General features: G+C 71.6%; 10 protein-coding genes. 8 read left to right on the plus strand and 2 right to left on the minus strand.

The features are described 5' to 3' along the window. The first annotated feature begins 9 nt into the window (after window positions 1-9). The 4 genes from AC6CCG_RS15515 to AC6CCG_RS15530 are packed head-to-tail and all read left to right on the plus strand — an operon-like array spanning window position 10 to window position 3,999. Window positions 10-1,137: an ABC transporter ATP-binding protein gene (locus AC6CCG_RS15515; RefSeq protein ID WP_496655475.1), complete on the plus strand. Its 1,128-nt coding sequence runs from the start codon at window positions 10-12 to the stop codon at window positions 1,135-1,137. Further along, window positions 1,134-1,346 carry a hypothetical protein gene (locus AC6CCG_RS15520; RefSeq protein ID WP_496655476.1) on the plus strand — a complete coding sequence of 71 codons (213 nt, stop codon included), beginning with the start codon at window positions 1,134-1,136 and terminating at the stop codon, window positions 1,344-1,346. The genes AC6CCG_RS15515 and AC6CCG_RS15520 overlap by 4 nt, the downstream gene beginning before the upstream one ends. Next, window positions 1,343-2,758 carry an amidase gene (locus tag AC6CCG_RS15525; protein WP_496655477.1) on the plus strand — a complete coding sequence of 472 codons (1,416 nt, stop codon included), beginning with the start codon at window positions 1,343-1,345 and terminating at the stop codon, window positions 2,756-2,758. The genes AC6CCG_RS15520 and AC6CCG_RS15525 overlap by 4 nt, the downstream gene beginning before the upstream one ends. Next, window positions 2,755-3,999 (plus strand): MFS transporter, encoded by a 1,245-nt coding sequence (locus AC6CCG_RS15530; protein WP_496655478.1) that lies wholly within the window; start codon window positions 2,755-2,757, stop codon window positions 3,997-3,999. Before AC6CCG_RS15525 ends, AC6CCG_RS15530 begins: the two co-directional genes overlap by 4 nt. On the opposite strand, the gene AC6CCG_RS15535 is transcribed toward AC6CCG_RS15530, so the two are convergent. After that, complete coding sequence (locus tag AC6CCG_RS15535; protein ID WP_496655479.1) at window positions 3,962-4,732, minus strand: GntR family transcriptional regulator; 771 nt, start codon at window positions 4,730-4,732, stop codon at window positions 3,962-3,964. The genes AC6CCG_RS15530 and AC6CCG_RS15535 overlap by 38 nt on opposite strands. A 172-nt stretch (window positions 4,733-4,904) precedes the next feature. Here AC6CCG_RS15535 and AC6CCG_RS15540 point away from each other — a divergent pair, with 172 nt between their 5' ends. The 3 genes from AC6CCG_RS15540 (at window position 4,905) to AC6CCG_RS15550 (ending at window position 8,140) form a co-directional block, all read left to right on the plus strand. Next, complete coding sequence (locus AC6CCG_RS15540; RefSeq protein WP_496655480.1) at window positions 4,905-5,888, plus strand: helix-turn-helix transcriptional regulator; 984 nt, start codon at window positions 4,905-4,907, stop codon at window positions 5,886-5,888. Further along, window positions 5,885-6,859 (plus strand): helix-turn-helix transcriptional regulator, encoded by a 975-nt coding sequence (locus AC6CCG_RS15545; RefSeq protein WP_496655481.1) that lies wholly within the window; start codon window positions 5,885-5,887, stop codon window positions 6,857-6,859. Before AC6CCG_RS15540 ends, AC6CCG_RS15545 begins: the two co-directional genes overlap by 4 nt. 399 nt (window positions 6,860-7,258) lie before the next feature. After that, on the plus strand, window positions 7,259-8,140 hold the full coding sequence (locus tag AC6CCG_RS15550; RefSeq protein WP_496655482.1) for a DUF559 domain-containing protein: 882 nt from the start codon (window positions 7,259-7,261) through the stop codon (window positions 8,138-8,140). A gap of 100 nt (window positions 8,141-8,240) precedes the next feature. On the opposite strand, the gene AC6CCG_RS15555 is transcribed toward AC6CCG_RS15550, so the two are convergent. Beyond that, entirely contained in the window at window positions 8,241-9,335 is a 1,095-nt protein-coding gene (locus AC6CCG_RS15555) for a substrate-binding domain-containing protein (protein ID WP_496655483.1), read from the minus strand. Between the two features lie 103 nt (window positions 9,336-9,438). Here AC6CCG_RS15555 and AC6CCG_RS15560 point away from each other — a divergent pair, with 103 nt between their 5' ends. Continuing rightward, the gene (locus AC6CCG_RS15560; protein WP_496655484.1) at window positions 9,439-12,756 is read left to right on the plus strand and encodes a CBM96 family carbohydrate-binding protein; all 3,318 of its coding nucleotides are present in this window, start codon (window positions 9,439-9,441) and stop codon (window positions 12,754-12,756) included. Window positions 12,757-12,770 lie beyond the last annotated feature (14 nt).

The raw sequence follows: 12,770 nt of genomic DNA on the forward strand, positions 1-12,770 counted from the left end.
GGGAGCGCCATGACCACCACCACGACCAGCGAGGTGCCGACCGCGACCACGCCGGAACGGCCGCTGCTGGAGTTGATCAACGTCTCCAAGGAGTTCGACGTCCGGAGCGGCGGCCGCCGGGCCACCCTGTCCGCGGTGACCGACGTGTCGCTGCAGGTGCGGGAGGGCCGGACGCTCGGCATCGTCGGCGAGTCCGGCTGCGGCAAGTCGACGCTGGCCCGGGTGATCGTCGGGCTGCACCCGGCCACCGGCGGCGAGATGATCTTCGACAACCGGCAGATCGCCACCCGCGGCCGGCGGCCCCGGGACGTCGTCGAGCAGATGCAGATGGTGTTCCAGGACCCGTCCTCGGCGCTCAACCCGCGGGCCACCGTCGGCGAGTCGATCGCCTTCCCGCTCCGGGTCCGCGGCGCGTCGCCGAAGACGATCACCGAACGGGTCACCCGGGTGATCGACGACGTCGGGCTGCCGACCTCGTACGCGGACAGCTATCCGCACCAGCTCAGCGGCGGCCAGCGGCAGCGGGTCAACATCGCCCGTGCGCTGGCCCTGCAGCCGAAGCTGGTGGTGCTCGACGAGGCCGTGTCCGCGCTGGACAAGTCGATCCAGGCCCAGGTGCTCAACCTGCTCACCGACCTGCAGCGGGACTACCGGCTGACGTACGTCTTCATCAGCCACGACCTCAACGTCGTCGAGTACGTCAGCGACGACGTCGCCGTGATGTATCTCGGCCAGGTGGTCGAGCAGGCGCCGGCGGCCGCGCTCTACCGGACCCCGCTGCACCCGTACACGCAATTGCTGTTGTCGTCGATCCCGGCCCTCGACCCGGCCGAATCCGAACGCGCCCTGAGCCTGTCGAAGCCTCGTCCTGAGCCTGTCGAAGGAGGTGCGCCCGGGGAGGTCCTTCGACAGGCTCAGGACACGGATCTGCCGAGCCCGATCGACCCGCCGAGCGGCTGCCGGTTCCGGACCCGCTGCCCGTTCGCCGGCCCGGTCTGCGCCGAGCTGCCGCCGGCGCCGATCGAGGCCGAGCCGGGACACCTGGTCGCCTGCCACGCCTACGGCGAGCACCGCGACGCGCTGCCCCGAACCCCCGCGACCGCCCAGACTCCCTTACCCAGAAAGGATCCCGCATGACCGCAACTGCCGAGGAGATCGTCGCCGGCCTGCTGGCCGCGGCCGGCCTGACCGTCTCCGAGTTCGAGCAGGCGACGTTCGTCGCCGACTACCCGCTGATCCGGCAGGCCGCCGACGCGCTCCACCTGCCCGAGCTGGAGGCCCTCGAACCGTCGGCCCGGTTCGACCCGCTCGACTACTACCCGACCGAAGGAAGCGAGTCACGATGAACGATCAACCGCTGACCATCGCCGACGCCGCTGCGGCGTTGCGCTCCGGTGCGACCAGTTCGGTCGCGCTGACCCGGTCCATCCTGGCCAGGATCACCGCGCTGAACGACGCTCTCGGCGCCTACGTCACGGTGACCGCCGACCAGGCGCTCGAGCAGGCCGCCGCTGCCGACGCAGCCCTGGCCGCCGGAGATGATCAAGGTCCGCTGGCCGGCATCCCGCTGGCGATCAAGGACATCATCGCGATGAAGGGGGCGCCGACGACCGCGAACAGCCGGGTGCTGGATCCGGCCTGGGGTGAGGGGACCGACGCCCCGGTGGTGGCCCGGCTGCGGGCGGCCGGCTCGGTGTTCCTCGGCAAGTCCACCACCAGCGAGTTCGCGATCGGGCTGCCGGATCCGGAGAAGGGCTTCCTCGTCCCACACAACCCGTGGAACGTCGAGCACACGCCGGCCGGCTCCAGTTCCGGCACCGGGGTCGCCGTCGCGGCGGGGCTGGCGCTGGGCGGGCTCGGCACCGACACCGGCGGCTCGGTCCGCGGCCCGGCCTGCGTGAACGGCCACACCGGGCTCAAGGTCACCTTCGGGCGGGTGCCGAAGAGCGGCGTGGTGCCGCTCGGGTTCAGCCTGGACAGCATCGGGCCGATGGCCCGCAGCGCGTACGACTGCGCCCTGCTGCTGCAGGTGATGGCGGGCTACGACGCGTCCGACCCGAACGCCGCCGCGGTTCCGGTCGACGACTACCCGGCCGCGCTGGACGGGGACGTCTCCGGGATCAAGATCGGCCTGCCGACCGGCTACTTCTTCGATCATGATCAACTCGATCCGGAGCAGAAGGAGGCCGTGCTGACCGCGGTCGGGGTGCTGGAGGGTCTCGGCGCCAAGCCGGACGAGGTGACGCTGCCGTACCCGGACCTGGCCAAGGACGCCAACCATCTGATCTTGATCGGCGAGGCGTACGCGTACCACCGGAACAACCTGGTGAAGCGGTGGGCCGACTACGGCGCCGGGACCCGGCCGACCCTGGCCCGGGGCGCGTTCTACACCGCCGGCGACTTCGCCCAGGCGCAACGGTTCCGGACCCTGTTCTGCCGCGCCGTGGCCGACGTCCTCAAGACCTGCGACGTGATGATCACCCCGTCCGCGCCGACCCCGGCGGAACGCGCCGCCGACCTGACCCCGAGCAGCCGGCTGAACAAGCCCAGCTACACCGGGCACTGGAACCTGACCGGCCTGCCGGCGGCGGCCGTCCCGGTCGGCTTCAGCCGTGACGGGCTGCCGCTGTCGATGCAGGTGATCGGCAGGCCGTTCGCCGAGGCGACCGTGCTCAAGGTCGCCGATGCGCTGCAACGGGTCACCGACTGGCACCTCAGGGTTCCCGACGTCGAAGCCCTGGCCGGCGCGGTGGTGTGACCGCCGAGCTGACTCGGGGTGTTGCCGATGATCAAGGTCCGGCTGCGGCGATCAGGGTCTTCTATCCGCTGAGCGTCGCGGCCGGCCTCACCCTCGGCCTGACCGCGCCGCTCACGGCGGTGCTGGCGGTCGAGCTCGGCGCCGACCCGTTCGCCGCCAGCGCCTCGGTCGCATCGCTGACCGCCGTCGTCCTGCTGCTCGACCTGTTCGGGACCCGGGTGCTGCCGTTCCTGGAACCGCGCCGGGCGATCACGATCGGGATGCTGCTCTGGGCCCTCGGCTCGTTCGGCTCGGCCGTCGCGCCGTCGTTCCTGATCATGGCCGCGGCCCGGCTGCTGCAGGGGGTCGGGCTGGCGCTCTACGCGTCGGCCGGGCCGCAGTTGGCGATCAAGCTGACCGGCAGCCATCGGGTGGGTACGGCGATCGGCCGGTTCCAGGCGGCGATGACGCTCGGCTCGGCGGTCGCCCCGCTGTCCGGGGGAGCGGTGTCGACCCTCGGCACCGGCACCTTCGGGCTGCGGCTGGCCTTCGCCGTCTGCGGCGGGCTGGCCCTGGTCTGCGCCGCCGTCGCCTGGTTCGGGCTGCCGACCCTGAGGAGCGGGGTCCGGCCACGCTGGAGCCTGCCCCGGCTGCCCGGCCTGGACCGGCCGCGACCGGTGCTGGCCCTCTGCCTGGGTGCGATCGGGCAGGGCGCCCGCGGCGCGGTGGCGCTGATGGCCGTGCCGCTGATCGCGGCCGAGGTGCTCGGCCTCGGCGGCGGCTGGCTGGGGATCTTCCTCACCGCCATGTACGCCGTCGAGGTGGCCGCGATGGCGTTCGGCGGCGGCTGGTCCGACCGCAACGGCCGCCGCACCATGATCATCGCCGGCACGATCTTCGGCCTGTCCGGGGTGGCGGTGCTGGCGGTTGCCGTCCACACCGCCTCGGCCGCGGTGTTCTTCGCCGCGCTGGTGCCACTGGGGCTGGCCGGCGGCTGCATGCTCAGCCTGCTGCCGGCGGTGCTGGTCGACCTGGCCGGCACACCGGAGGTCGGTCTGTCGGCCACCCGGATCTCCCGTGATCTTGGCTTCACCGGCTGCACCCTGGCCGCCGGCGCCATGATCACCGTCGCCGGCGCGGCCGGTGCCCTGGTGCTGATCGCGATCATGTTCGCCGTGGTCGCGGCCGGGATCATGATCGTCGGCGAGACCCGCTCGAAGACGATCATGGTCCGAGGGCGCGCATCACGGTCGAGAAGCTGATCCGGTCCGCCCGCGCATGCGCCTTGCTGTACTCCAGCGGCGTGCCGTCGGTCGCGCGGATGGTCCGGGTCGTGTCGAGCAGGGCGAAACCGACCGGGACCTGCAGCAGCTCGGCGCACAGCCCGTCCGCGTTGGAGCAGCCGATCTGCAGCTCGGTGTCGCCGACCGGCCCGCCGATCACCTCCGCGATGATCTCGTACGGGGAGCGGTCGAGATCGAAGTCCCGCCGCTCGACCAGCGCCGCGAACCGCTCGCCCGGCAGGAACGCGGTGCGCAGGCTCAGCGGCGACCCGTCCAGCGACGTCGTCGATTCCATGATCACCACCGGCTCGCCGGCCCGCAGGCCGAGCAGCGTCCCGAGCGCGGGGACGGCCGGGTGCAGTTCGGCATAGCTGGTGCGGATCGTGATCCGTACCCCTCCGGCGTTGACGTCCTGAGCCAGGTCCCGGGACTCGTCGATGCCGTGCCGCAGCATCGTCGGCGCCACCACGAACGTGCCGGCGCCGCGGACCCGGTCCAGCACGCCCTGGTCGGTGAGATTGAGCAGGGCCTGCCGGATGGTGCCGCGGCTGACTCCGTAGCCGCGGATCAACGCCTCCTCGCCGGGCAGCACGCCGTCCGGAAAGCTGCCCAGGGCGAGTTCGGTGCGGAGCAGGTCGCAGACCCACTGGACGGCCGGCATCCGCTGCGATCCGGGGCCGGTGGGGCGATGCGGCTGTCCGCGAAACGACACGGGCTTGCTCCTCGAGGCTGGGGACGCCGATGTCGTACGGGTGCGCGGAAAGAGGAAGGTGAACACCGATCCTAATCGCCTGTGTCGGCCTCGGCCAGAGCAGGAAGTCTGGTAGCGTTCAAGACCCGTCAATCGCACGGGTATTCGAACGAAGGTGACGCTGGATCCGCCCATGACCACCCGCAAGACCGAACGCATCCTCAACCTCACCATCTGCCTGCTGGTGTCCGGCCGGTTCGTCTCCAAGGCCCAGATCCGGGAGGCGGTCGAGGCGTACCACGGGCTGAGTGCGGCAGCGTTCGAGCGCACCTTCGAGCGGGACAAGGACGAGCTGCGGGCGCTCGGCGTACCGATCGAGGTGGGCACCTACGACCCCTTGTTCGACGACGAGCCCGGCTACCGGATCCGGCCGTCGGAGTTCGAGCTGCCGCCGATCGATCTGACCGCCGACGAGGCCGCCGTGGTCGGGGTCGCGGCGCGGGTCTGGCAGCACGCCTCGGTGGCCGAGTCGACGATGAGCGCGATCGCCAAGCTGCGGGCCGCCGGGATCGAGCCGGACACGTCGCAGCTGGCCTCGCTGGAGCCGTCGGTGCAGGCCCAGGAGCCGGCCTTCGAACCACTCTGGAACGCCGTCCTGCAACGGATCCGGATGTCGTTCACCTATCGCGGCGGGGCGCGGCGGACGCTGGAGCCGTGGGGGCTGACCTCGACCAAGGGCCGTTGGTACGTGATCGGCCGGGACACCGACCGGGACGCGGTGCGGATGTTCAAGCTGTCCCGGATCAGCGACGTGCCGCGGCGGGCCTCGAAGCCCGGGGCCTACCAGGTGCCGGACGATCTTGATCTTCGTTCGCTGGCCAAGTCGCTGGCCCCGGCCGAGCCGACCGCGACCGCGCTGGTGGCGCTGCGGCCCGGGAAGGCGCCGGCGCTGTCCCGGCGTGGCGAGCCGGTGGACGTGCGTTCGCTGGGCGTCGACCTGCCGTCCGGGTTCGCGGCCTACCGGGTCGGCTACACCGAGGTGAGCTACCTGGCCGAGGAGATCACCCGGTACGCGGCGGACGTGGTGGTCGTCGAGCCGGCCGAGTTGCGACAGGCCGTGATCGACCAGCTGACCGCGGTGGTCGGCACCGTCCGTACCGTCGAGGTGGTCCGGTGACCGGTACTTCGCAGAACCAGGTGCGCCGGCTGCTCAGCCTGGTGCCGTACCTGCGCGAGCACGACGGCGTGTCGCTGACCGAGGTGGCGGCCGCGTTCAACGTCAGCGAGGAGACCCTGCGCGGCGACCTCAACGTGCTCTGGATGTGCGGCATGCCGGGCCTGATGCCGGGCGACCTGATCGAGATCGACATGGACGCGGTGGACGGCGAGGGCGTGATCCACCTGTCCAACGCCGACTACCTGACCCGGCCGCTGCGGCTGGCCGCGGACGAGGCGCTGGCCCTGGTCCTGGCGCTGCGGACGCTGCGCGAGGTGGTCGCCGGGACCGACCGGCGCGCGATCGACAGCGCCCTGGTGAAGCTGGAGGCGGCGACCGGCAGCGTCACACCGTCGGACCGGGCCAGCGTCACCGTGACTGCCGCCCGCGAAGAGGTCCAGGACCGGATCGCCGACGCGCTGCGCCGCGGCAAGCGGCTCGACCTCACCTACGACGTGGCGTCCCGGGCCGAGACCACCCGGCGGATGGTCGATCCGCTCCGGGTCTTCGTCCTCGAGGGGTACGGCTACCTGGACGCCTGGTGCTACTCGGCCGGCGGCCTGCGAACCTTCCGGCTGGACCGGATCGCCGGGGTCGAGGTCACCGACACCGACGTCGAGCCGCACCCCGGCGTCGTCCTGAAGGACCTGTCCGTCGGCTGGTTCGACGCCCTCAAGGACGCCCCGCTGGTCACCCTGGAACTGCGCCCCTGGGCGACCTGGATCGCCGAGTACTACCCGACCGAGTCCGTGGTGCCCCGCGACGACGGCGGAGCGACCGTGACCCTCCGCGTCACCGACCCGGCCTGGCTCCGTGGCCTGCTGCTCCGCCTCGGCGGCGGCGCCCGCGTGATCGCCCCGCCCGACGCCGGCCAGTCCGCCGCCGAAGCCGCCCGCGAAGCCCTGGACCAGTACGAGGCGATCTTCGGCTGAGCCGCTGATCAACTTCGACGTTCGCGGGTCCCCGGGAGTCGCGGCCGCGGGTGAGCGGGCTCCGGTCGAGACGGCGCGTGCCGAGACGGCGCGTGCCGGAACGGCCGCAGCCTTTTCGCTGCAGTGTCCTTGGCCGGATCTGCCTTGGCCATCGACCGCAGCGCCGATTTGCCGCAGGACGTCGACCTCACCGGAGAACCTTCCGAGCCCATACGTCACAGAACTGCAATGGAATGCCCTCTGCGGCCCCGATTTGGCTAGCGAGAAGGGTTTGCGTTGCAGATCTGTGCCGTTTGGCGCGTCGGCGCAGGTTGTCCACAGCAGTCGGCCGCTGGACGTTATCCACAGGCCGGCGGACGGATGCTGGCCTGAGCGCGGCGAACGTTCCATGATCGTCGAGTGCAGAGACGCATCCCACTCGAAGCGCTGCTCGCCGACGGCGGCGGAGTGATCGCCTTGCGCCGGCATCCGGATCACCGACGCAGCCTGTATCGGCTCGTGGAGCAGGGTCGGTTGACCGCGGTGCTGCCGGGGGTGCTCGCCCCGGTCGAGACCGTCGACCGACTCGAGGTCCGGCTCCGGGCGCTCGCCTCGTGGGACGACGACATCGTCCTGACTCGCTGGGCCGCGGCCAGGCTGACCTTCTGGCCCGAGCTCGAAGTTCCGGTGATCACAGCGGCCTTGCCACGGAAGCGGGTCCAGCCGGGGGTCGACGTGGTGCAGGAGACCATCCCGCGTCCGTTGGTCCGCGACGTCGGCGGCGTCCGCGTCACCGCGCCGGAGCTGACCGCTCTCGACCTGGCGCTGACCGACCGCGGCGCCGCGATCGAACGGGTGCTGCGCACCGGACTGGTCTCGATCGATTGCTTGGACGCCGCACTCGACGAGACTGCGCGCCGTCGGGACAACCAACGTCGCCGTCGCTGGTTGACGCGGTCGCGCCGTCGACCCTGGTCGCCCGCGGAACGGACCATGCACGGGCTGTTGCGCGAAGCCCACATCGACGGCTGGCTGGGGAACTGCCCGATCCGGGTGGGCCGGGTCCGCTACGTCGTCGACATCGTGTTCCACGGATCGCGCGTCGCGATCGAGATCGATGGCTACGCGTTCCATCGGAGCGAGGAGCAATTCCATCGCGACCGGCGGAAGTGGACCGATCTCGCCGCCGGCGGCTGGACTGTCTTGCATTTCACGTGGCCGCAGTTGACCGAGGATCCCGAATGGGTGCTCGCGTCGATCCGCCGCACGCTTGCGATCCGCCGCCTGGGGCACGCCGCCTGATCCCCAAGCGGCACGGATCTGCAACACAACGCCGCCACGGGCACCAATCGGGGGCGAGCGCGGGCGTTGCGTTGCAGATCTGTGCCACTTGCCCACGAGGTCACGGCGGCGGGGGAGCCGTGGTGGCGCGGAGGATCAGTTCGGGGACCAGGGAGACCTGGTAGCCGGGGCGTTGCTCGTGGGTACGGCGGCCGCGGCTGCGGAGGCGGTCGACGACCGTCTCGACGGCCATGGTGCCGATCCAGCGGCGGCGGGGCGTGACCGCGCTGAGGACGGGTTCGGGGCCGAACCGGACGCCGTCGTACGACAGCAGGGAGACCCGGCCCGGGACGGGGATGCCGGCCGCGGTCAGGCGGCGGTAGAGCTCGAGGGCCTCCCAGTCGGCGTGAGCGAAGATCGCGGTGACCGCTCCAGTACGGCAGCGCTCGACGACCTCGGCCAGCAGGGCCTGCCAGACGGACGGCTCGGGCTCCAGGGTGTCGGGGTCCACCGGCACCGCGTGCACCTCGACCGGGCAACCGGGCCCCAGCTCGGCGGCGGCGTGTTCGAGGCCGCGCAGCAGCGGGACAGCGGTCGCCGTGCTGCGGACCAGGCAGAGGACGGAACGGTGGCCGAGCCCGGCCAGGTGGCGCAGGCCGATCCCGGCGCCGGCATGGTGATCGGAGCAGACGTGGTCGATCTGGTCGGCGTCCGCGGTGTCGGAGGCGAACCGGTCCGGATGCCAGGGCCGTTCGATGACGACGGTGGTCAGGCCGAGCGTGCGCAACTGGTGGTAGCCGTGCCCGCGGTAGTCGACCGTCGCGACCAGCCCGTCCAGCCGGACCTCGCCGAGGCGGTGCAGGGCCGCGGTCTCCAGGTCCTCCCGGTAGGCGTAGGTGCCGACCACGAGCCGTACGTTGAGCGCCGCGGCGGCCGCCTCGGCACCGGCGATGACCTCCTCGTAGTAGTAGTCGCCGACCGGCAGCAGCATCCCGATCCGCAGGCCCGGTCCGGCCGTGCCCGGCTCGGCACTGACCAGACCGCCGTAGACCCGGCGCCCGGTCGGCAGCTGGTCGGCCAGCCAGTCCAGGTCCCGCTGCACGGTCCGTTCGCTGACCCCGAGCCGCTCCGCCAGCTCGGCCGTCCGGACCGAACCACGGCGGGCGAACTCGCGCCGGATCGCCGCGCGGCGCTGCTCGGCCAGACCCCCGGTCACCCGGCTCAGCCTAGATGATCACTGTCGGGTTGTGTCGGTTCCGTTGCCGCCCGGCCGGTCCGCTTCCGAAGATCAACACCAACCCGCACACCGAAGGAATCCGATGCGACGACGCGCCTTCCTCGCGGCCGGTGCCGCAACCCTCGGCCTGAGCCAGCTGCTGCTCCAGGCGCAGCGGGCCGCCGCCGAGCCGATCACCGTACGGCCGGAACACCCGCGGCTGCTGCTCTCCGATTTCGATCACCCGCGCTCGGTGATCAAGAACGATCCGGTCGCGGCCGCCTGGTACGGCAAGATCAAGTCCGCGGCCGATGGGCTGCTGGACCAGCCGCCGGTGACGTACCAGATCCCCGACGGGCTGCGGCTGCTGGCGACCAGCCGAGAGGCGCAGCATCGCGTCTACACACTCGGCTTCGCGTACGCGATCGAGGGCGACGCCGGTTACCGGGACCGGCTCTGGGCCGAGCTCGCCGCGGTCTGCGCGTTTCCGGATTGGAACCATCAGCGGCACTTCCTCGACGTGGCCGAGATGACCCACGCCGTCGCGATCGGCTACGACTGGTGGCACGCCGCATGGTCCGCCGAGCAGCGGGCGACGCTGGAGACCGCGCTGGTGAACCACGGGCTCAAGCCTGGTCTGGCCGTCTACGGCGGTGCCCCGACCGCGCACAAGTGGCCGACCTGGACCAACAACTGGAACATCGTCTGCAACGGCGGCATGATCACGGGTGCGCTGGCGGTCGCGGACCGGTTTCCGGAGGTCGCCCGGGACGTGATCACGAAGGCGGTGGCCTCGCTGCCGCTGGCGATCGGCGAGTACGCGCCCGACGGCGGCTACCCGGAGGGTGCCGGCTACTGGGAGTACGCCGCGAAGTATCTGGTCCTCCTCCTGGCCGTGCTCGACTCGGCCACCGGCGGCGACGACGGGCTGTCCGAGTCACCGGGCGTCGCCACCACGGTGGACTTTCCGCTGCACCTGGCCGGCCCGACCGGTCTGGCGTTCAACTACTACGACGGTGCCGCCGGGGCCAGCCGGATTCCCGAGATGTTCTGGTTCGCCCGGCGGTTCGACCGGCCCGACTACGCCTGGCTGGCGCGGCTCGGGGCGTCCACCCGGCAGCCGGGCTGGGCCCAGTTGCCGGTCGGGCTGATCTGGTACGACCCCGACCGGACCCGCGGTCCGGTGGCGAGCGGGACCGCCCTCGACGCCTATTTCGATCACTGCGCGGTCGCCACCGCCCGCAGCGGCTGGGAGCGCGACGAGGCGCTCTACCTGGCCGGCAAGGCCGGCGACAACGCGACCAGCCACTCCGATCTTGATCTTGGTTCCTGGGTCCTGGACGCGCTGGGCCAGCGCTGGTTCGTCGAGCTCGGCAGCGACAACTACAACCTGCCCGGCTATTTCCACGAGCCGCGCTGGACGTACTACCGGAAGCGCCCGGAGGGCCAGAACACGCTGGTCGTCAATCCCGGCGAGGATCCCGGCCAGCGGCCGGACGCGGTGGGCACCGTGGTGGCCCGCAGGACCGGCCCGGCCGAGTCCTGGTTCGTCATCGACGGCACCGGGGCGCATCCCGACATCGTCTCCTGGCGCCGCGGCTGGCGGCTGTTCGATCACCGGCGCCGGGTGATCGTCCAGGACGAGATCACGATCAAGGAACCGGGCGACCTGTGGTGGTTCGCGCACACCAGCGCCAAGATCACCATCAGCGCGGATGGTCGCAGCGCCACCCTCGCACTGGCCGGCCAGCGGCTGCTGGCCCGGGTGCTGACCCCGGACGCGACCTTCCTCGAACTGTCCGCCCGGCCGCTCTGGACGTCGCCCGACCCGTCGGGACAGGCGACCAACCGGGGGCTGCGGAAACTCACCGTACGGCTGCCCGAGACGGCCGCGGCGACACTCGCGATCGAGTTCGTCCCGCTGGTCCCGGGTGCCGCGCTGCCGTCCCCGGAACCGGTGACCGAGCTCGCCGCGTGGCCGGCTCCGGCGGCCAAGATCGCCACGTTGACCGATCTCGCCGTGGGCGGCGAGACGATCCCGGGCTTCGCGCCGGGCAACTTCACGTACGGTGTCGACCTGCCCGACGATCCCAAGATCACCGCCGCCGCCGAGCCCGGTACCAAGATCAACATTCTGCCCGGCCGGAGCGACCAGCCGACCCGGGTGATCACGGTCCGGCCCGGTCACCAACGCGGGGTCTACTGGGTCTGGCGGCGCACGCCGCTGGGGCTGGGCAACTTCCCGGAGACGATCATCGCCAGCACCGACGACGGCAACGTGCCGGTGAACACGATGGACGGTGACCCGGCGACCCGCTGGTCCGCCGAGGGCGACGGTCAATGGATCGCGTACGACCTCGGTTCGGACGGCCCGGTCGAGTCGATCAAGATCGCCTGGTCCAGTGGCGACACCCGGGTCGCCCGGTTCGACGTCGAAGTCGCCGCGGCGGGGGAGACGAGCTGGCGGCCGGTGTTCAGCGGCAGCAGCGGCGGCACCAGTGCCGCCTTCGAGACGTACGACCTCGAACCGTCCACCGCTCGCTACCTGCGGATCGTCGGTCACGGCAACTCCGCCAACGGCTGGAACTCGATCACCGAGGTCGAGATCCCGGGCCGCTCGGTGGACGTCCGCCGGGAGAACCGGCTGGAATCGCTGAGCCTCGCGGTCGGACCGGTCCCGATCGGCAAGCAGGTGGCCGGTGAACTGACCGGGACGATGACGGACGGCTCGGCCGCCGACCTCGCCGGGCTCACGGTCGACTACGCGGCGCTCGACCCGAACGTGGCGACCGTCGCGGCGGACGGCGTGATCACCGGCGTCGCCGATGGCACGGCGCGGATCGCCGCGATCGCGCAACTTCCCGATCATCGCCTGGTGCACACTCGGACCTCGGTCGCCGTCGCCGACCCGGACCGGCCCAAGTTCCCCTGCACCGCCGATAGCTACGTTCGGGACGGAACCTACGCGGCGCAGAACTTCGGCGGCCACGGCGGCATGATCGTCAAGTACGTCCCCGAGCCCGACAGCGGGTTCACCCGGCGCGCGTTCCTGGCGTTCACCCCGGCCGCGCAGACCCGCCCGATCAGCCGCGTCCTGCTGCACTTCCACGGCCGGGTCGCCGACAACAACGGCACCGAGGCCGAGCTGGTGTTCCGGCTGGCCGCCGCCGGCTTCGAGGAGCGCAAGCTGACCTGGCAGAACCAGCCCGCGCTGGCCGGCCGGGTCGGCGTGCTCCGGCTCGACAGTACGGCGGCCTGGCACGCCGTCGATCTGACGGCAGGCCTGACCGAGTTGATCACTCGGGGCGCGACGGTCAATCTGGCGATCGTCCAGGAGCCGGCCACCGGGCAGGGCCTGGCCACCGACCTGAGCAGCCGCGAGTCCGCCAACGCACCGTACCTGGAGGTGCAGCTGGGCTGACGCCCGAAGCTTTC

Source organism: Microlunatus sp. YIM B11417 (assembly GCF_059617205.1).

Bases quoted from the DNA above. Each gene is read 5' to 3' on its own strand.
- AC6CCG_RS15515 (WP_496655475.1), top strand. From the start codon at position 10: ATGACCACCACCACGACCAGCGAGGTGCCGACCGCGACCACGCCGGAA.
- AC6CCG_RS15520 (WP_496655476.1), top strand. From the start codon at position 1,134: ATGACCGCAACTGCCGAGGAGATCGTCGCCGGCCTGCTGGCCGCGGCC.
- AC6CCG_RS15525 (WP_496655477.1), top strand. From the start codon at position 1,343: ATGAACGATCAACCGCTGACCATCGCCGACGCCGCTGCGGCGTTGCGC.
- AC6CCG_RS15540 (WP_496655480.1), top strand. From the start codon at position 4,905: ATGACCACCCGCAAGACCGAACGCATCCTCAACCTCACCATCTGCCTG.
- AC6CCG_RS15560 (WP_496655484.1), top strand. From the start codon at position 9,439: ATGCGACGACGCGCCTTCCTCGCGGCCGGTGCCGCAACCCTCGGCCTG.